This is a genomic window from Streptomyces sp. ISL-43 (assembly GCF_018614195.1).
Classification (GTDB): Bacteria; Actinomycetota; Actinomycetes; order Streptomycetales; family Streptomycetaceae; genus Streptomyces.
This window is the reverse complement of the sequence record NZ_JAGGOT010000002.1, coordinates 92,573-110,874: the sequence shown is the minus strand read 5'-3', so window position 1 is coordinate 110,874 and position 18,302 is coordinate 92,573. Positions and strand designations below refer to the sequence as shown.

At 72.0% G+C, this 18,302-nt stretch carries 18 protein-coding genes; 9 read left to right on the top strand and 9 right to left on the bottom strand.

The features are described 5' to 3' along the window. Nucleotides 1-49: 49 nt before the first annotated feature. From J7F03_RS01140 to J7F03_RS01130, 3 genes are all read right to left on the bottom strand, one after another. Nucleotides 50-697, bottom strand: coding sequence for a PH domain-containing protein (locus tag J7F03_RS01140; RefSeq protein WP_214946716.1), 648 nt, complete (start codon nucleotides 695-697; stop codon nucleotides 50-52). A gap of 36 nt (nucleotides 698-733) precedes the next feature. Beyond that, on the bottom strand, nucleotides 734-1,372 hold the full coding sequence (locus tag J7F03_RS01135) for a class F sortase (RefSeq protein WP_214946715.1): 639 nt from the start codon (nucleotides 1,370-1,372) through the stop codon (nucleotides 734-736). Nucleotides 1,373-1,532: 160 nt separating this feature from the next. After that, nucleotides 1,533-2,273 (bottom strand): PT domain-containing protein, encoded by a 741-nt coding sequence (locus J7F03_RS01130; RefSeq protein ID WP_214946714.1) that lies wholly within the window; start codon nucleotides 2,271-2,273, stop codon nucleotides 1,533-1,535. A 262-nt stretch (nucleotides 2,274-2,535) separates the two neighbouring features. Between J7F03_RS01130 and deoC the strand changes: the two genes are divergently transcribed. From deoC to J7F03_RS01115, 3 genes are read left to right on the top strand one after another with little or no spacing between them, the layout of a single operon-like run. After that, nucleotides 2,536-3,498, top strand: coding sequence for a deoxyribose-phosphate aldolase (gene deoC, locus J7F03_RS01125; RefSeq protein WP_214946974.1), 963 nt, complete (start codon nucleotides 2,536-2,538; stop codon nucleotides 3,496-3,498). Nucleotides 3,499-3,503: 5 nt separating this feature from the next. Beyond that, entirely contained in the window at nucleotides 3,504-4,961 is a 1,458-nt protein-coding gene (locus tag J7F03_RS01120) for an aldehyde dehydrogenase family protein (RefSeq protein ID WP_214946713.1), read from the top strand. Beyond that, nucleotides 4,961-5,866, top strand: coding sequence for an aldehyde dehydrogenase family protein (locus J7F03_RS01115; protein ID WP_214946712.1), 906 nt, complete (start codon nucleotides 4,961-4,963; stop codon nucleotides 5,864-5,866). Before J7F03_RS01120 ends, J7F03_RS01115 begins: the two co-directional genes overlap by 1 nt. A gap of 90 nt (nucleotides 5,867-5,956) precedes the next feature. Here the strand turns inward: J7F03_RS01115 and J7F03_RS01110 are convergent, their stop codons facing one another. Further along, complete coding sequence (locus tag J7F03_RS01110) at nucleotides 5,957-6,319, bottom strand: hypothetical protein (RefSeq protein ID WP_214946711.1); 363 nt, start codon at nucleotides 6,317-6,319, stop codon at nucleotides 5,957-5,959. Nucleotides 6,320-6,438: 119 nt separating this feature from the next. Here J7F03_RS01110 and J7F03_RS01105 point away from each other — a divergent pair, with 119 nt between their 5' ends. After that, nucleotides 6,439-7,077, top strand: coding sequence for a hypothetical protein (locus tag J7F03_RS01105; protein WP_308378889.1), 639 nt, complete (start codon nucleotides 6,439-6,441; stop codon nucleotides 7,075-7,077). A 179-nt stretch (nucleotides 7,078-7,256) separates the two neighbouring features. On the opposite strand, the gene J7F03_RS01100 is transcribed toward J7F03_RS01105, so the two are convergent. After that, complete coding sequence (locus J7F03_RS01100) at nucleotides 7,257-7,964, bottom strand: SigE family RNA polymerase sigma factor (RefSeq protein WP_214946709.1); 708 nt, start codon at nucleotides 7,962-7,964, stop codon at nucleotides 7,257-7,259. Between the two features lie 220 nt (nucleotides 7,965-8,184). Here J7F03_RS01100 and afsQ1 point away from each other — a divergent pair, with 220 nt between their 5' ends. The 3 genes from afsQ1 to J7F03_RS01085 are packed head-to-tail and all read left to right on the top strand — an operon-like array spanning nucleotide 8,185 to nucleotide 10,989. Beyond that, on the top strand, nucleotides 8,185-8,862 hold the full coding sequence (gene afsQ1, locus J7F03_RS01095) for a response regulator transcription factor (protein ID WP_204358054.1): 678 nt from the start codon (nucleotides 8,185-8,187) through the stop codon (nucleotides 8,860-8,862). After that, entirely contained in the window at nucleotides 8,760-10,343 is a 1,584-nt protein-coding gene (locus J7F03_RS01090; RefSeq protein ID WP_374104255.1) for an ATP-binding protein, read from the top strand. Before afsQ1 ends, J7F03_RS01090 begins: the two co-directional genes overlap by 103 nt. Then, nucleotides 10,330-10,989, top strand: coding sequence for a hypothetical protein (locus J7F03_RS01085; RefSeq protein ID WP_308378887.1), 660 nt, complete (start codon nucleotides 10,330-10,332; stop codon nucleotides 10,987-10,989). Before J7F03_RS01090 ends, J7F03_RS01085 begins: the two co-directional genes overlap by 14 nt. A gap of 73 nt (nucleotides 10,990-11,062) precedes the next feature. On the opposite strand, the gene J7F03_RS01080 is transcribed toward J7F03_RS01085, so the two are convergent. The 3 genes from J7F03_RS01080 to J7F03_RS01070 all read right to left on the bottom strand — a co-directional run bounded on the left by J7F03_RS01080 (nucleotide 11,063) and on the right by J7F03_RS01070 (nucleotide 14,154). Then, a complete protein-coding gene (locus J7F03_RS01080) occupies nucleotides 11,063-12,712 on the bottom strand; it encodes a phospho-sugar mutase (protein WP_214946707.1) in 1,650 nt (549 codons plus the stop codon). A 39-nt stretch (nucleotides 12,713-12,751) separates the two neighbouring features. Beyond that, the gene (locus J7F03_RS01075; protein ID WP_214946706.1) at nucleotides 12,752-13,558 is read right to left on the bottom strand and encodes a purine-nucleoside phosphorylase; all 807 of its coding nucleotides are present in this window, start codon (nucleotides 13,556-13,558) and stop codon (nucleotides 12,752-12,754) included. Nucleotides 13,559-13,716: 158 nt separating this feature from the next. Beyond that, nucleotides 13,717-14,154 (bottom strand): gamma-glutamylcyclotransferase, encoded by a 438-nt coding sequence (locus J7F03_RS01070; protein WP_214946705.1) that lies wholly within the window; start codon nucleotides 14,152-14,154, stop codon nucleotides 13,717-13,719. A gap of 231 nt (nucleotides 14,155-14,385) precedes the next feature. Between J7F03_RS01070 and J7F03_RS01065 the strand changes: the two genes are divergently transcribed. Then, a complete protein-coding gene (locus tag J7F03_RS01065; RefSeq protein WP_214946704.1) occupies nucleotides 14,386-15,825 on the top strand; it encodes an NAD(P)H-quinone dehydrogenase in 1,440 nt (479 codons plus the stop codon). Between the two features lie 211 nt (nucleotides 15,826-16,036). Next, nucleotides 16,037-16,975, top strand: a complete 939-nt coding sequence (locus J7F03_RS01060) for a DeoR/GlpR family DNA-binding transcription regulator (RefSeq protein WP_251071264.1) — start codon at nucleotides 16,037-16,039, stop codon at nucleotides 16,973-16,975. A 99-nt stretch (nucleotides 16,976-17,074) separates the two neighbouring features. Here the strand turns inward: J7F03_RS01060 and J7F03_RS01055 are convergent. After that, on the bottom strand, nucleotides 17,075-18,302 hold a 1,228-nt coding region (locus tag J7F03_RS01055), incomplete at its 5' end, for an FG-GAP-like repeat-containing protein (protein ID WP_214946702.1).

Below are 18,302 nucleotides of genomic sequence, written 5' to 3'. Positions count from 1 at the left end.
CCTGTGGGGACGCGCCGTGCGGTGCCCGTGGTTCCGGGGAAAGCGCCGGTCAGCCCGTGGCGAGCAGCACGATCAGGATCAGCGCGCCGACCACGGCGGGCGCGATGATCTCGTAGGACCAGGTGACCTTCACGCTGCCCTGGGCGCCGGCCCGCGAGGCCCCGCGCTCGCGCAGTTCGCGCAGTTCGTCCACGGTCTGGTCCGCCGCGGCCCGGCGCACCTCGTCCGGCTGCGTCCCGCCCTGCCCGGGCGCGGTCATGCTCCGGCCCAGGAGCCCGCCGAGCCTGCTGGGCCGGCCCTGCTGGGCCCGGTTCGCCCGCTTGCGATCCCGCAGGGAGACGGGCACCGACCACAGCTGGTACTTCGCGCCCTCAGCCCGCACCTCGGTCGAGAACGTGGCGCGCACGGAGTCGACGGCGCCCCAGGGAAGCTCGATGACCCGGAACGGGTTCCGCACGCGCAACCGGTCGGCGTTGGCGAAGACGGCCGGCCGGATCGTGAACGCCACGACGAGCGGTACCAGGAACAGCGCGGCGGCGAGGCCGATCCACGGAGCGTTCCCGCCGCCGCGTACGACGGCGTCCCCGCACAGCCACGCGAGCAGTGCGAGCATCAGCACGCCCGTGACGGTGGCCATGGGTGAGCGGTAGACACGGTCTGCGTACGCCGGCTCGTCAGTGGGCTGCTCGCTGCTCATGCGCCGATTCTGCCTCACTGTGCCGAGTCGGGTGGATCAGCCCACGAGATCGGCATACAAGATGATGTTGTCGGGGCGGTGGCCGTCCGCGATCTCGCCGCCGCAGGTGATCACGCGCAGCTCGGGGCGCGCGGTGTCCCCGTACACCTTCGCGGTGGGGAAGTGCCCCTTGTCGACCTGCTCCAGCTCGCGCACCCGGAAGACCGCGTCGGTGCCGTCCGCGCGGGTCACCGTGATCTGGTCGCCTGTGTGGACGCGGGAGACGTCGCGCAGGACGGCCGGGCCGCGAGCGGTGTCGAAGTGGCCGATCAGCACGGCCGGACCGGTCTCGCCGGGCGTGACGCCTTTGTCGTACCAGCCGATCTTGTCCCCGTCCGCCACGGAGGGCACCTGCACCGAGCCGTCGGCTGCCAGCCCCAGCTTCAGCACCGGGGAGGCGTCCACGCCGGCCGAGGCGATCCGTACGCGGACCGGCTCCGAGGCGGGCAGGGGCGCTACGGGCGTGGCGGCGGCCGGCGCCGAAGCGGTTGCCGGGGCCGGGGCGGCGGAGGTCTCGGCGACGTACGGCGGCGCGGCGGCCTCGGGGGCGGCGCCGCCGCAGCCGGTCAGGGACGCCAGGGCGAGCGGGCCGAGGAGGGCGGCGGCGAGCAGGGGGCGGCGTACGCGGTGGGCCATGTGGATGCTCCGGGGACGGGGACGGGGACGGGACGGGACGGGGACGGCCTTCGGCGGGCCACCGCGAAGGTGGCCCGCCGAAGGAAACGGGACGGACGGGGAGTCGGGAGAGCCCGGGAGCCCACTGCGCCCCCCGCGTTCGCTGCCCGCAGGGCGGGGATCAGCCGTGGTCGCGGGCGCGGCGGGCGCGGACCATCAGGGCCGTACCGAGCCCGGCGAATATCGCGACGAGCCCGGCGCCGGCGGCCGCGGTGGTGGCGGTGGTGTCGGCGGTCTCCTCGCCGGCGAGCTCGGCGCCCGCGGCGACCGGGCCCTTGGGGACGACGGCCGTCTGCGGCTTCACGTCGGCGGTGGGCGCGGCGCTCGGCTTGGCGGAGGGCTTGGCGGAGGGCTTGGCGGAGGGCGCGACGCTCGGCTTCGCGGAGGGCTTGGCGGACGGCTTGGTGGCCGGCGCGGCCTTCGGCAGCAGGTACCAGCCGTTCGAGGCGCCCTCGCCCAGCACGTAGACGTTGAGGAGGTAGCGGTCCTTGTCCGGTCCGACCTCGACCTTCTTCAGGTCGTACTGGACGCCCTCGACGACGGCGCGGGGGTGCGCGAGGTCCAGCTTCGCGAGCACGCGGCCCGCCCAGCCGTCGCCGGGCTTCCAGTCCGCGGCGACGGCGCGGATCCAGGCCTCGGGGCCCTCGGACTTGTTGCGCAGCACCGCGATCCGGCCCTCGCCGACGAGGACGGTCTCACCGTCGTAGCGGTCGTTGTCCGACGTGTTCGCGGACGCCGACACGGACGTCACGGCCGGCACGGAGGAAGCGGCGGCGGGTGCGGCGAACGCGGTCGCGGCAGGCGCCAGGAGCGCCCCGGCGAGGGCGGCGGTGGCGATCGAGGTACGGAGGGCGGTACGCATAACGACTCCTTGGAGCATTGTCTCGGAAGGGGAGGAGAGCCGCATGCCGCGATGTCGCTGTCGGGGTTTCGTCCGGTCAGGTCTGCGGGGCTGCTGATGAGAAATCTACGGATCATGATCGGCCGGAACGTGGGATTCCTGTCATGGTCAGGTAACAGCGCCCACCAGCACCGACGCCTTCTCCCACCCCCTGTGATTTCGGTGGATTCGGGTAGGGGGGGTGACAGGCCGCTACGCGCGTAGATATGCTCATGTGGTGACCATGCCCACCACCCTCACCGCATTCGCTGACGTGACGACGTCCGACAGTGCGCTGCGCCGCTTCCTGCACGGGCTGCCCGGCGTCGACGCTGTCGGCCTGGAGGCCCGCGCGGCCTCCCTCGGCACCCGCTCGATCAAGACGACGGCCAAGGCGTACGCCATCGACCTCGCCATCTCGATGATCGACCTGACGACGCTGGAAGGCGCGGATACCCCGGGCAAGGTCCGGGCGCTCTCCGCCAAGGCCGTGCACCCCGATCCGACCGACCGCACCACGCCCATGACGGCCGCCGTCTGCGTGTACCCGGACATGGTGGCCACCGCCAAGGCCGCCCTGAACGGCGCCGACGTCAAGGTCGCCTCCGTCGCCACCGCCTTCCCGGCCGGCCGCGCGGCCCTGCCCGTCAAGCTCGCCGACACGGCCGACGCCGTGGCGGCCGGCGCCGACGAGATCGACATGGTCATCGACCGTGGCGCCTTCCTCGCCGGCCGCTACCTCGACACCTACGAGCTGATCCGCTCGGTCAAGGAGGCCTGCGTCCGCCCCGACGGCAGCGCGGCCCGCCTCAAGGTGATCTTCGAGACCGGCGAGCTGTCCACGTACGACAACATCCGCCGCGCCTCCTGGATCGGCATGATGGCCGGGGCCGACTTCATCAAGACGTCCACCGGCAAGGTCGGCGTCAACGCGACCCCCGCGAACACGCTCCTCATGCTCGAAGCCGTCCGCGACTTCAAGGCGCAGACTGGAATCCAGATCGGCGTGAAGCCGGCGGGCGGCATCCGGACCACCAAGGACGCGATCAAGTTCCTGGTCCTGGTCAACGAGACCGCGGGCGAGGACTGGCTGAGCAACCACTGGTTCCGCTTCGGAGCCTCCAGCCTGCTCAACGACCTGTTGATGCAGCGCCAGAAGCTGAGCACCGGCCGCTACTCCGGTCCCGACTACGTGACGGTGGACTGATCACCATGGCATCTGTATTCGAGTACGCGCCCGCCCTGGAGTCGCGTTCCGTCGTCGACATCGCCCCCTCCTACGGGCTGTTCATCGACGGCGAGTTCACCGAAGCGGCGGACGGCAAGGTATTCAAGACCGTCTCCCCGGCCTCCGAGGAGGTCCTCGCCGAGATCGCGCAGGCCGGCGCCGCCGATGTGGACCGCGCCGTCAAGGCCGCCCGCAAGGCCTTCGAGAAGTGGTCCGCGCTGCCCGGCTCCGAGCGCGCCAAGTACCTCTTCCGCATCGCCCGGATCATCCAGGAGCGCAGCCGTGAGCTGGCCGTCCTGGAGACCCTCGACAACGGCAAGCCGATCCGGGAGACCCGCGACGCGGACCTCCCGCTCGTCGCCGCGCACTTCTTCTACTACGCGGGCTGGGCCGACAAGCTCGACCACGCCGGCTACGGCGCGAACCCGCGCCCCCTCGGCGTGGCCGCCCAGGTCATCCCCTGGAACTTCCCGCTGATGATGCTCGCGTGGAAGATCGCCCCGGCGCTCGCCACCGGCAACACGGTCGTGCTGAAGCCGGCCGAGACGACCCCGCTGTCCGCGCTCTTCTTCGCGGACATCTGCCGCCAGGCGGGCCTCCCCAAGGGCGTCGTCAACATCCTCACCGGGTACGGAGACGCGGGCGCGGCCCTCGTCGAGCACCCGGACGTGAACAAGGTCGCCTTCACCGGCTCCACCGCCGTCGGCAAGGCCATCGCGCGCCAGGTCGCCGGTACCGACAAGAAGGTCACCCTGGAGCTGGGCGGCAAGGGCGCCAACATCGTCTTCGACGACGCCCCCCTCGACCAGGCCGTCGAAGGCATCGTCAGCGGCATCTTCTTCAACCAGGGCCAGGTCTGCTGCGCGGGCTCGCGACTCCTGGTCCAGGAATCGGTCCACGACGAGCTGATCGGCTCGCTCAAGCGCCGCCTGTCCACGCTGCGCCTGGGCGATCCGCTCGACAAGAACACCGACATCGGCGCGATCAACTCCGCCGAGCAGCTCGCCCGGATCACCGCGCTCGCGGCGACCGGCGAGGCCGAGGGCGCCGAGCGCTGGACCGCGCCCTGCGACCTGCCGTCCTCCGGCTACTGGTTCGCCCCGACGCTCTTCACGAACGTCTCGCAGGCGCACACCGTCGCCCGCGACGAGATCTTCGGCCCGGTGCTGTCCGTGCTGACCTTCCGTACGCCCGACGAGGCCGTCGCCAAGGCCAACAACAGCCAGTACGGCCTGTCCGCCGGCATCTGGACGGAGAAGGGCTCGCGCATCCTCGCGGTCGCGAACAAGCTCCGCGCCGGTGTCGTCTGGGCCAACACGTTCAACAAGTTCGACCCGGCCTCGCCCTTCGGCGGCTACAAGGAATCGGGCTTCGGGCGCGAAGGCGGCCGTCACGGCCTGGAGGGCTACCTCGCCCCGTCGAACCCGAAGGGTGAGCGCTAATGGGAACCGTTGAGTCTCCTTCGACGCGTCTGAGCGTCTTCAAGACCTACAAGCTGTACGTCGGGGGCAAGTTCCCCCGCTCCGAGAGCGGCCGGGTGTACGAGGTGAGTGACTCGAAGGGCAAGTGGCTGGCCAACGCCCCGCTGTCCTCCCGCAAGGACGCCCGTGACGCGGTCGTCGCGGCCCGCAAGGCCTTCGGCGGCTGGTCGGGCGCGACGGCGTACAACCGCGGCCAGATCCTCTACCGCGTCGCCGAGATGCTGGAGGGCCGCCGCGACCAGTTCGTCCGCGAGGTCGGCGAGGCGGAAGGCCTGTCGAAGTCCAAGGCCGCCGCGATCGTCGACGCGGCGATCGACCGCTGGGTCTGGTACGCGGGCTGGACCGACAAGATCGGCCAGATCGTGGGCGGGGCCAACCCGGTCGCGGGCCCGTTCTTCAACCTCTCCACCCCCGAGCCGACCGGTGTCGTCACGGTCGTCGCCCCGCAGGACTCCTCGTTCCTCGGCCTGGTCTCGGTGATCGCCCCGGTGATCGCCACCGGCAACACGGTGGTCGTGATCGCCTCCGAGAAGGCGCCGCTCCCGGCGCTCTCCCTCGGCGAGGTGCTGGCCACCTCCGACCTGCCCGGCGGCGTGATCAACATCCTGTCCGGCAAGGCCGCCGAGATGGGCCCGCACCTGGCGTCCCACCAGGACGTCAACGCGATCGACCTGGCGGGCGCCGACGTGGCGCTGGCCAAGGAGCTGGAGATCGCGGCGGCGGACAACCTCAAGCGCGTCCTGCGTCCACAGCCTGTGGACGACTGGAGCGCCGACCCGGGCACGGCGCGCATGACGCCCTTCCTGGAGACCAAGACCGTCTGGCACCCGACCGGGTCGCTGGGCGCGGGCGGGTCCTCGTACTAGACCCGTACGAGGCCCAGCCCTTCCGAAGACCGGCCCCGGCAGTGTCCCCCGCGCTGCCGGGGCCGCTTCGTGCCCTGAACGCCCCCCGCGCTACTTCACGCCGCCCGGCAGCAGCGGACCGAGCAGCGAGGACGCCGCCGCGGTGGGCAGCTCGCCGATCGACGAGCCGCGGGTCAGGCTGCCCGTGAGCATGCCCGTGCCGACCGACGGGAAGTCCGCGACCTTCGTGGCGATGCCGTTGTCCAGCGGGTCCACACCGGTGTTGGCCAGCGGATTCACCTTGAGGTTCGCGATCGGATCGGCCACCCCGGCCAGGGCCGCCGGAACCGACAGCTCACCGGCCTGGGCGCCGCCGGCGGCCATCGCGAGCGCGGCGCCCGCCATCGAGAGCGTCAGGCCTGCGGTGCGCAGCGCCTTGGGGTGGGGTGCTTTGGGGGCTGCGTGACGTGCCATGGATTCCCGCCTGTGGTCGTAGTCGCGTGCGCACGCAGCGTAGTGGAGGTGTGATCCTGGATACCAACGGGCCTCTGGGTAGGTCCCCTACGCGAGGTAATGGTTCACACTGATGTCCTGTGAGCTGTTCCTCTCCTTTGCCTACGCGTGTCGTGCTGCTGACCGGACCCTCGGGGTCCGGCAAGTCGTCGCTGGCGGCCCGTTCCGGGCTGCCCGTGCTGCGACTGGACGACTTCTACAAGGACGGCGACGACCCCTCCCTTCCGCTGGTCGAGGGAAGTGCCGACATCGACTGGGACTCCCCGCTGTCCTGGGACGCGGAGTCGGCCGTGGCCGCGATCGCGCAGCTCTGCGCCGCCGGCCGGACCGAGGTTCCCGTCTACGACATCGCCACGTCCTCGCGGACCGGGACGGAGGCGCTGGACATCTCCCGGACGCCGCTGTTCATAGCCGAGGGGATCTTCGCGGCGGACGTCGCGGAGCGGTGTCAGGAGCTGGGGCTGCTGGCGGACGCGATCTGCCTGCGCGGGCGGCCGAGCACCACCTTCCGCCGCCGTCTCGCCCGCGACCTGCGCGAGGGCCGCAAGTCGGTGCTCTTCCTGCTGCGGCGGGGATGGCGGCTGATGCGCGCCGAGCGGGGCATCGTGGCCCGCCACACCGCGCTGGGCGCACACGCGTGTGGCCGTGACGAGGCCCTCGGGCGGCTCGCCGCCGCGGCGGCCGGCCGGCACCGGGCCGCCGCCACCACCCTGCGGTAGGCCGTTTCGGGCCCCGGCAGGCGCCCCGGACGACGTGGAGCACGCCAAAAGGCGGGATCAAGCGGACCCCCGGCCGCTTGATCCCGCCTTTCGCCCCCGTGACCCCCGTCCCACCCCCGTAGGACGGGCCCCCTGGCCCCTTGGTCTGTTCGATCCGTGTGCTCGCGCCCCGGCAGGGACTACGCGACGAGGTCCTCGAAGGACTCCGACTCGTTGCGGCCGAAGCTCAGGGCGTCGTCCTCGCGCATCCGGCGCAGCGAGCGCCAGATGCTCGACTTCACCGTGCCGACGCTGATGCCCAGGATCTCCGCGATCTCCGGGTCCGTGCGGCCCTCGTAGTAGCGCAGGACCAGCATCGTGCGCTGCGGTTCCGGGATGCGGGTGAGCGCCTGCCACAGCACCGCGCGCAGCTCCGTACCGCCCATCGCGTCCGTGTCCGAGGCCGTCTCCGGCAGCTCTTCCGTCGGGTACTCGTTCAGCTTGCGCCGACGCCAGGCGCTGATGTGCAGGTTCGTCATGGTGCGCCGCAGGTAGCCGCCGACGGCGGCCTTGTCGCTGATGCGGTCCCAGGCGCGGTACGTGGAGAACAGCGCGGTCTGCAGCAGGTCCTCGGCCTCGTAGCGGTCGCCGGTGAGGTGGAAGGCCGTCGCGTAGAGGGCGGCCCGGCGCTCCTGGACGTACGCCGTGAACTCGGCCTCGGAGTCGCAGGACGGGTTCGCCGTGCGCTGCGTGGGAACGGAGGGGCGCTCGTAGGTCTTCGCGTCGATGGCCACCACGTGCGCCGGCCGCCGGGACGGGGCCGTCGTCGTACGGACGGCCGTCCGGCGGTTCACATCGTGCAGCCGCGTGACAACCGCGCTGGTCGTGGTGCTGTGCAGCGTGCTCATCTCGCGCCCCCCGTCGTGGAGTCTGTCTGTTCGTTGCTAGAAGACTGCCTGCCCGACATAACCGGGGTGTCCTTCGACTGTCACAGGCCTGTCACAGGCTTCCGCCCGGGGCGCGCCCCGGGCCCCCGCGACCTCCCCGCCGGACCCCGCCGGACCCCCGCTCGGGATTGGGGGCGCAGGGCGGTCGAAGTCCCGCTGGGCGATGGGACAGAATGAGCCCGTGCCCTTCCTGTTGCTCATCGAGGACGACGACGCCATCCGCACGGCCCTCGAACTCTCCCTGTCCCGCCAGGGCCACCGTGTGGCCACCGCGGCGACGGGCGAGGACGGCCTGAAGCTGCTGCGCGAGCAGCGGCCGGACCTCATCGTGCTGGACGTGATGCTGCCCGGGATCGACGGCTTCGAGGTGTGCCGGCGCATCCGCCGCACCGACCAGCTGCCGATCATCCTGCTGACCGCGCGCAACGACGACATCGACGTGGTGGTCGGCCTGGAGTCGGGAGCCGACGACTACGTCGTCAAGCCCGTCCAGGGGCGGGTGCTCGACGCCCGCATCCGGGCCGTGCTGCGCCGTGGCGAGCGCGAGTCCACCGACTCGGCCGTCTTCGGCTCGCTGGTCATCGACCGGTCCGCCATGACGGTGACCAAGAACGGCGAGGACCTCCAACTCACCCCGACCGAGCTGCGGCTGCTCCTGGAGCTCAGCCGCCGGCCCGGCCAGGCGCTCTCCCGCCAGCAATTGCTGAGGCTCGTCTGGGAGCACGACTACCTCGGCGACTCGCGCCTGGTGGACGCCTGCGTGCAGAGGCTGCGCGCCAAGGTGGAGGAAGTGCCCTCGTCGCCCACCCTGATCCGTACGGTCCGGGGCGTCGGCTACCGACTGGACTCCCCTCAGTGATCAAAGCCCTGTTCGCGGGCCGGCGCTGGACCAGCCTGCGGCTGCGGCTCCTCGTCGTGTTCGCGCTGGTCGCCCTGACGGCCGCGGTCTCCGCGTCGGGGATCGCGTACTGGCTCAACCGCGAGGCCGTCCTGACCCGGACCCAGGACGCCGCCCTCGGCGACTTCCGGCAGGAGATGCAGAACCGGGCCGCGGCGCTCCCCGCCGACCCGACGCAGGACGAGCTGCAGCACGCCGCCGAGATGATGGCGGGCAGCAGCCCCGGCTACAGCGTGCTGCTGGTGGACGAGCTGAAGGACGGCCGCAAGGTGGCCGGCGCGGCGGGCCCCGACGCCTTCTCGCTGGCCGACGTACCGAAGTCGCTGCAGCACGCGATCGACGACCGGCAGAAGACGACATCGGCCAACGACGCCGAGTACCACATGTACTGGCAGCGGACGAAGCCGCACGGCAACCCGTACCTGGTCGGCGGCACCCGGATCGTGGGCGGCGGGCCGACGGGCTACATGTACAAGTCCCTCGCCCAGGAGCGCGACGACCTCAACGCCCTGGCCTGGTCGCTGACCATCGCCACCGGGCTCGCGCTGCTCGGGTCCGCGCTGCTCGCGCAGGCCGCGGCCCGTACGGTGCTCCGGCCCGTGCAGCGGCTCGGCGACGCGGCTCGGCGGCTCGGCGAGGGGGAGCTGGACCACCGGCTCGAGGTGTCGGGGACGGACGAACTCGCCGATCTGGCGCACACCTTCAACAAGACGGCGGAGGCGCTGGAGAAGAAGGTCGCCGACATGAGCGCGCGGGAGGAGTCCAGCCGGCGGTTCGTCGCGGACATGTCCCACGAACTGCGCACGCCGCTGACGGCGTTGACGGCGGTCGCCGAGGTGCTGGAGGAAGAGGTCGACGACCTCGATCCGATGATCGCACCGGCGGTGGCACTGGTCGTCAGCGAGACCAGGCGGCTGAACAACCTGGTGGAGAACCTGATGGAGGTCACCCGCTTCGACGCGGGGACGGCACGCCTCGTGCTGGACGACGTGGACGTCGCCGACCAGGTGACGGCGTGCATCGACGCGCGGGCTTGGCTCGACGCGGTCGAACTCGACGCGGAGCGCGGGATCGTGGCGCGCCTCGACCCCCGGCGCCTCGACGTGATCCTGGCCAACCTGATCGGCAACGCGCTCAAGCACGGCGGGTCGCCGGTACGCGTCTCCATCCGGGTGGAGGGGGAGTGGCTGGTCATGGCGGTACGGGACAACGGGCCGGGCATCCCCGAGGACGTGCTGCCGCACGTCTTCGACCGGTTCTACAAGGCGAGCGCGTCGCGGCCCAAGTCGGACGGCAGCGGTCTGGGCCTGTCCATCGCGATGGAGAACGCGCACATCCACGGCGGGGACATCACCGCGGAGAACGGGCCGGAGGGCGGTGCGCTGTTCACACTGCGGCTGCCGGTGGACGTGGGGAAGGTGATCGCCGGTGACGAGGCGTAGCGCGGCCGTACTGGCGGCCCTTGGCCTGTTCGCCCTGGGCGCCCTGCCGGGGTGCGGGATCCGGGCGACCACCGTTCCGGTGGACGTGGGCGCGGCGCCCTCGCGGGTGTCGTGCAAGAAACCGCCGTCGACGCCGACGGGGCCGAGCGGGGTGCAGGGCATCCGGGCCACGGTGGAAATGGTCTGCGGGGCCCAGCTGGTGGGGGTCGAGCGACTGGTGCCGATCCCGGAGAAGAAGCCGTCCCGGGACGCGGTGGTGCTGGTGGGCCAGGCCCTGCTGGAGGCGCTGCAGCGCGAGCCGTCGGCGGAGGAGCGGGAGGCGGGCTTCACGACCGAGGTCCCGGCCGGGCTGACGGCGGGGGCGCCGCGGCCGGGCGATCCGGCGGGCACGGTACGGCTCAGCCGCAAGCCCGAGGACCTGCCGCCGGTGGCGTTGTCGCAGATCGTGTGCACGCTCTCGGAGAGCGACGCGCTGTCCGCGGGGCCCGGGCCGGTGGTGCTGGGCGGGCCCGACTCGGATCCGCCGAGGGCCTGGGAGTGCAGCGACGCCGTCCGCTCGCGGCCGGAGGCGGTCCCGACGCTGGGCGACGTGGTGCGGCCCGGGACGACGACGGGAGCGCCCACGCCCGTACCGACGAAGAGCTGAGCGGCGGCCGTCCGCCCGCGACGTGAAAGGCCCCGGACCCATGGGTCCGGGGCCTTTCACATGAGCCACAGCACTAGATGCCCGCCGCCGCCGCGAGGTCCTTCTTGATCGCGTCGAGGACCTCCTGGCCGCGGGCGCGGGCCGGGAGCAGGTCGGAGGGCTCAGCCACCGGGACGACGACCTCCAGGTAGCACTTGAGCTTCGGCTCGGTGCCGGACGGGCGGACGATCACCCGGGCCTTGTAGTCGCCCTCCAGGTAGTAGCGCAGCCCGTCCGTGGGCGGGAGGGTCGCCGTGCCCTGGTTCAGGTCCTCCGCCGAGGCGACCCGCAGGCCCGCCAGCGAGACCGGGGGCTCCGCGCGCAGCGCCGCCATCGCCGAGGCGATGACCGACAGGTCCTGCACGCGGACCGACAGCTGGTCCGTGGCGTGCAGCCCGTGGGCCATCGCCAGGTCGTCCAGCAGGTCGGTCAGGGTCCGGCCCTGCTCCTTGAGCTCCGAGGCCAGTTCGGCGACGAGCAGGGCGGCCGTGACGCCGTCCTTGTCGCGGACGCCCTCGGGGTCCACGCAGTAGCCGAGCGCCTCCTCGTACCCGTAGCGCAGGCCCTCGACCCGGGAGATCCACTTGAAGCCGGTGAGGGTCTCCTCGTAGCCGACGCCCGCCGCCTCCGCGATCCGGCCCAGGAGGCTGGAGGAGACGATGGACTCCGCGAAGACGCCCTGCGCGCCCTTGTGCACCAGGTGGGCGGCGAGCAGCGCGCCGACCTCGTCGCCGCGCAGCATCCGCCAGCCGGTGGCGGACGCGTCGTCCGGGACGGCCACCGCGCAGCGGTCGGCGTCCGGGTCGTTCGCGATGACGATGTCCGGGTTCGCCCGGGCGGCCGTCGCGAAGGCCAGGTCCATCGCGCCGGGCTCTTCCGGGTTGGGGAAGGCCACGGTCGGGAAGGCCGGGTCCGGCTCCGCCTGCTCGGCCACGAGGACCGGGGCGGGGAAGCCGGCGCGGGCGAAGGCGGCCAGGACGACATCCTTGCCGACGCCGTGCATGGCCGTGTAGACGGTCCGCACGCCCCGGGGGGAACCGGGGGTCAGGACGGCGTCCGTACGCTCCAGGTAGGCCTCCAGGACCTCGTCGCCGAGGTCCTGCCAGCCGCTGTCCGGTCGCGGCACGTCGGCCAGCGCGGCGATCGCGTCGATCTCCGCGGCGATCTGAGCGTCCGCCGGGGAGACGATCTGCGAACCGTCGCCGAGGTAGACCTTGTAGCCGTTGTCCCGGGGCGGGTTGTGGCTCGCGGTCACCTCGACGCCGGCGACGGCACCCAGATGCCGTATGGCGTACGCGAGGACGGGCGTCGGCAGCGGGCGGGGCAGGACGGCCGCGCGCAGCCCGGCACCGATCATCACGGCGGCGGTGTCGCGGGCGAAGTCCGCCGACTTGTAGCGGGCGTCGTAGCCGACGACGACCAGGCCGCCGGCGTGCCCCTGGGCCTTGAGGTAGGCCGCGAGGCCGGCCGCGGCCCGGATGACCACATTGCGGTTCATCCGCATCGGGCCCGCGCCCAGCTCGCCGCGGAGCCCTGCGGTGCCGAACTGGAGCATGCCGGAGAAGCGGTCCGCGAGCTCGGTCGTGTCACCGGCTCCGATGAGCTTCGCGAGCTCGTCCGCCGTCTCCGGGTCCGGGTCCTCGGCCAGCCAGGCCTGGGCCCGTGCGATCAGATCGTCCTGCACGTCCTGCACTACCTCTCGTCGGTCGGTCGGGTCGCTCGATCAGATCCGGGCGAGGACCTGGGTCAGCAGCGTGCCCATGCGGGCGGCCGAGTCGCGGCCGGCCTGGAGGACCTCTTCGTGGTTCAGCGGCTCGCCGGAGATGCCCGCCGCCAGGTTGGTGACCAGGGAGATGCCGAGCACCTCGGCGCCGGCCTCACGGGCGGCGATGGCCTCCAGCACGGTGGACATGCCGACCAGGTCGGCGCCCATGACGCGGATCATGTTGATCTCGGCCGGGGTCTCGTAGTGCGGGCCGGGGAACTGCACGTAGACGCCCTCTTCGAGGGTCTCGTCGATCTCCTTGCACATCGCGCGCAGGCGCGGCGAGTACAGGTCGGTGAGGTCCACGAAGTTCGCGCCGACGATCGGCGAGGTGGCCGTCAGGTTGAGGTGGTCGCTGATCAGGACGGGCTGGCCGGGCTTCATGCCCTCGCGCAGACCGCCGCAGCCGTTGGTCAGGACGACGGTCTTGCAGCCGGCGGCGACGGCGGTGCGCACGCCGTGGGCGACGGCGGCGACGCCGCGGCCCTCGTAGTAGTGGGTCCGGCCGAGGAAGAGCAGCGCGCGCTTGTCGCCGATCTTGTACGAGCGGATCTTGCCGCCGTGGCCCTCGACGGCGGGCGGCGGGAATCCGGGCAGGTCGGTGACCGGGAACTCGGCCTCGGGCGCACCGAGCGCCTCTGCGGCGGGGGCCCAGCCGGAGCCCATCACGAGGGCGACATCGTGGGTCTCGGCGCCGGTCAGCTCACGGAGGCGGGCGGCTGCGGCGTCGGCGGCGGCGAAGGGGTCGGTAACAGATGCGTTCACGCAGAAGAGCGTAGCCGGTGATGGCCTACGCGCGTAGATGGCGCAGCTCACGGTGTTCGGATCGTTGCCTTGTCGTTTCCCACGAATTGTCCCGGATGGCCGTGGGGGCCCGGGCGCCGCGGCCCGGGGGACCGCCGGCGGGGCCGGACGCGCGCCGGCTAGCAGGGCCGCTTGCGCAGTTCCATCACGTAGTCGTGCGGGGCGCCCGCGGACTCGGCCGCGTCGGCGAGCTCGCCCAGGTAGCGCGCGGAGGGCAGGCCGCCCTCGTAGCCGTTCAGGACGTACATCCAGGCCGCCTCCTCGCCGTCCAGCGTGTGCACGCGCACCCGCATGCGGCGGTAGATGTCGAGCCCGACACCCTCCCACCGGTCCAAGGAGTCCTCGTCCAGCGGAGCGACGTCGTACAGCGCGACGAAGACCTGGTGGCGGGGCGCTTCGACGATCGTCGCCAGCGCGCCCTCCCAGCCCATCTGCTCGCCGCCGAAGGTCAGCCGCCAGTCGTTGATCCAGCCCGTGCCGCGCAGCGGCGAATGCGGAGCGCGGCGCGTCATCAGCCGCGGGTCGAGGTTGCCGGCGTACGCGGCGTAGAGCGACATGGGGTCGAGAGTACGGGAGGGGCGGCCCCGGCCGCGTTCCCGGACCTTTCCCCGACCCCGCACGGCCCTTGGCCAGGGGCCCTGCCCCGGCTCCCGCCCGGATGGCGGACCGGGCGTGAAGCACCTTGATGCGTGCGGGACAATGGGGCACGGAATGCATCCCCCGGGGAGACCCCCCGGAAGCCCCGGCCGGGGCGGCAGCCGGCCGGGTAGACGTGAGGCGGAGTTTTCGTGACCCGGATCGTGATCATCGGCGGCGGACCAGGCGGGTATGAGGCGGCCCTCGTGGGGGCCCAGCTCGGCGCGGAGGTGACCGTCGTCGACTGCGACGGTCTGGGCGGCGCGTCGGTGCTCACCGACTGCGTACCCTCCAAGACCCTCATCGCGACCGCCGAGGTCATGACGACCTTCGACTCGTCGTACGAGGAGCTCGGGATCGTCGTCGCGGACGACACCCCCCACATCGAGCACGCCGCGCGCGTCGTCGGCGTGGACCTCGGCAAGGTGAACCGGCGCGTCAAGCGCCTCGCGCTCGCCCAGTCGCACGACATCACCGCCTCCGTCACCCGGGCCGGCGCCCGCGTCGTACGGGGCCGCGGCAAGCTCGGCGGCCCGCAGGGCATCGACGGCACGCGGGACGTCATCGTCACCGCCGCCGACGGCAGCGAGACGATCCTGACCGCCGACGCCGTGCTCATCGCGACCGGCGGGCACCCCCGCGAGATCCCCGACGCGATGCCCGACGGCGAGCGGATCCTGAACTGGACCCAGGTCTACGACCTCGAAGAGCTCCCCGAGGAGCTCATCGTGGTCGGCTCCGGCGTGACCGGCGCCGAGTTCGCCGGCGCGTACCAGGCCCTCGGCTCCCGGGTGACGCTCGTGTCCTCCCGCGACCGGGTGCTGCCCGGCGAGGACCCGGACGCCGCCGCCGTACTGGAGGACGTCTTCCGCCGCCGCGGCATGAACGTCATCGGGCGCTCCCGCGCCGAGTCCGCCAAGCGGGTGGGCGACCGGGTCGAGGTCACCCTCTCGGACGGCCGGGTCATCACGGGCACGCACTGCCTGATGGCGGTCGGCGCGGTGCCCAACACCACCGGCATGAACCTGGAGGAGTCCGGGGTCAAGCTCAAGGAGTCCGGGCACATCTGGACCGACAAGGTCTCCCGTACCTCCTCGCCCGGCGTGTACGCGGCCGGCGACGTGACCGGGATCTTCGCGCTGGCGTCCGTGGCCGCCATGCAGGGCCGCATCGCGATGTACCACTTCCTCGGCGACGCGGTGGCCCCGCTGAACCTGAAGACGGTCTCCTCGAACGTCTTCACCGACCCCGAGATCGCCACCGTCGGCTACACCCAGGCCGACGTGGACTCCGGCAAGATCGACGCCCGGGTCGTCAAGCTCCCCCTGCTGCGCAACCCGCGCGCCAAGATGCAGGGCATCCGGGACGGCTTCGTGAAGATGTTCTGCCGCCCCGGCACCGGGATCGTCGTCGGCGGCGTCGTCGTCTCGCCGCGCGCGAGCGAGCTCATCCACCCGATCTCGATCGCCGTGGACAACAACTTGACGGTCGAGCAGATCGCAAACGCGTTCACCGTGTACCCCTCGCTGTCGGGTTCGATCGCGGAGGTCGCCCGCCAGCTGCACACGCGGAAGGCCGCGGGCGAGGCGTAAGTACCGATAACGACCCTTGTGCGCAAGGGTTTTGGAGCGGACCTTCGGCCCGTCGTGGAGCAAGTGCGCGACGGGCCGACCGCGTATACCACTAGTTGGCACACGGTATGGACAACTTCGGAATTCCGGCGCAAAGAGCTGAAAGCAGACGGTCGTTGGGGTTACTGTCAGTTTCGTGTTCGCTGCAGAACGTCGCCAATTGATCCTCGAAATGGTGCGGGCCAACGGAGCGGTATCGCTCCGGGAGCTCGCCCGCGTCGTCCAGACCTCCGAAGTGACCGTACGGCGGGACGTGCGGGCACTGGAGGCAGAAGGACTCCTCGACCGCCGACACGGCGGTGCGGTATTGCCGGGCGGGTTCACGCGGGAGTCCGGCTTTCCGCAAAAGTCCCATCTCGCGACGGCGGAGAAGACCGCCATCGCCGATGTCGCGGCCGGTCTCGTCGAAGAAGGCGAAGCCATCGTCGTCGGCGCCGGCACCACGACCCAGGAGCTGGCCCGCCGGCTCGCCCGGGTGCCCGGACTCACCGTCGTCACCAACTCGCTGCTCGTCGCGCAGGCGCTGGCCCATGCGAACCGGGTGGAGGTGGTGATGACCGGCGGAACGCTGCGCGGGTCCAACTACGCGCTGGTCGGCAGCGGTGCCGAGCAGTCCCTCCAGGGGCTGCGGGTCTCGCGGGCCTTCCTGTCCGGCAGCGGTCTCACCGCCGAGCGCGGGCTGTCCACGTCCAACATGCTCTCCGCGAGCGTGGACCGGGCGCTGGTACAGGCGGCCGCGGAGGTGGTGGTCCTGGCCGACCACACGAAGCTCGGGACGGACACCATGTTCCAGACCGTGCCGACGGACGTGATCACGCGGCTGGTGACGGACGAGCCGCCGCCGCACGACGACCGGGCCGGTACGGAGTTGCAGGCGCTGGCGGACCAGGGCGTACAGATCACCGTGGCGGGCGGGACGGGTGCCTCCGGCGCCGGCTCCGGCTCCGGCGAGGGGATGGCAGGGCGCCGTCCGCGCCGGGAGTCCCCGCTGCCCGTCCAGCGGCGGGGCGGCCCGACGGCGCAGCTCCGCAGCGCCGGTTCGTCCGCGGCGGCCCTCCACGAGCAGCAGGCGGGAGAACGGGCCCGCGTGGCCGACATGAGGCGCCGGTAGGACCCGCCCTGGTCCGCCGCGCGGTACGCGGGCGGCGCCCCGCTCCGGCCTGTGGGCCGGGGCGGGGCGCCGCTGTTTCCGGGTTTTCCCGTGTGCGGGTCAGCCGATGGTGAGGAAGGTGTTCCAGCCGTCCTCGTCGCGGCCCGTGGGGCCGCCGGCCGTCGTGGCGCCGCCGGCGAAGAGGTACTCGAACCCCACGGAGTTCACACCCCAGATGTCGGGGATCCCGTCACCGGTCGCGTCGGCGGTACCGAGGATCCTGGGGATGTCGGTCCTGCTCCAGCCGGTGGTGGCGTAGGTGTAGTCGACGCAGCCTTCGGCGTTCGCCGCGAACTGGAGCGAGGTGAGGTCGGCTCCGCCGTTGGTGCCGGCCTTGCCCTTGCGCAGGGCCAGGCCGCGGTTGGCGTTGGCGTTGTCGCGGAAGAGGAGGTCGGGGATCTTGTCGCCGGAGACGTCGCGGACGCCGACGATGTCGCGGGCGGCCCAGCCGGTGGCCATCTTGCGGTAGGAGGCGAAGCTGGATCCGGTGTAGCCGGAGAACGCCCAGAAGCCATCGGCGTCCAGGGCGAACAGGTCGCCGAGTCCGTCGCCGTCGATGTCCTCGGTGACCACGATCTGCCGGAACGTGGCCGGATCGGGCGCGGACAGCGGGAGCTGCATCTCCTGGCGGCGGCCGACGTCGAACTGGCCGGTGCCGGTGCCCGGGTAGATGTACATCTTCCCGTCGGGCATCACCGCGATGAGGTCGGTCAGACCGTCGCCCGGATGCCAGTCGGTGGCGTGCCCGATCAGCGCGGCCTTGCCGCTCGTCGGGTCCTTCCAGTACCCGGGGGCGACCACCTTGCCGTTCTCCACGGCGCCCGGGATGTAGGCGTCGGTGTCACCCACCTTGTCACCCGCGTAGGTACGCAGGTTTCCGGCGGCGTCGATGGCCAGCAGGTCAGGCGAGCCGTCACCGGTGACGTCACCGGGGGTGTCGGTGCCGGGGCGGGCCTGGACGTAGAAGAGGTACTCGGTCGGCACCGAGATGTTGCCTGCCTTGTTGACCGTCCGGACGTACAGGACGTTCGGACCGGCGGTGTCGACCTGCAGCTTGATGGAGGCCAGGTCGTTCTGCCACGGCCCCACCTTGTTCTCATAGGTGGGGTGGTTCAGGCTCCACTGGTACTCGCGGATGTCCGCGGCAGCCGTGCCGTTGCCGAGGATTTCGATCCACTGGTCGGGGGTGCTGGCGGGGTTCAGGCTCCACTCGGCGCCGTCAGGGCCGGGCGGCGGGAAGTGGGAGGAGCGGACGGTCGGGTTGGCGGGGGCGGTGTGGTCGATGGTG